Origin of the sequence: Veillonella sp. ZSJB6 (assembly GCF_051549505.1) — a bacterium.
Classification (GTDB): domain Bacteria; phylum Bacillota; class Negativicutes; order Veillonellales; family Veillonellaceae; genus Veillonella.
Genome location: NZ_JBPUGE010000095.1, coordinates 1 through 257, shown reverse-complemented (window position 1 = coordinate 257; position 257 = coordinate 1). Strand labels below are relative to the sequence as shown.

At 36.6% G+C, this 257-nt stretch carries 1 protein-coding gene; it reads left to right on the top strand.

Annotated elements, in window-relative coordinates; all coding sequences use genetic code 11:
* Positions 1 to 142: 142 nt before the first annotated feature.
* A partial coding sequence (locus tag ACSV5T_RS10025; RefSeq protein ID WP_438321030.1) for a cation transporter occupies positions 143 to 257 on the top strand: 115 nt, incomplete at its 3' end.

Here is a 257-nt window from a genome sequence, read left to right as displayed (position 1 = left end):
AGTAGAAGAAGCTACTTTGACTCAAGAAGATATCAATGAAATCTTGAAACAATTAGAACAAAAGCAACCAGTCGAAACAATCGAATGTAACTGTATCCCAGGTCAATGTGAATGTAAACAACATCAATAGGAGGAAGAAAAAATGAAACAACAATTTTCAATCGAAGGTATGAGCTGCAATCATTGTGTTGCAAGAGTCGAAGAAGCGGTAAGCGCACTTGACGGCGTACAGAAAGTAAAAGTGAACTTGAAAAAAG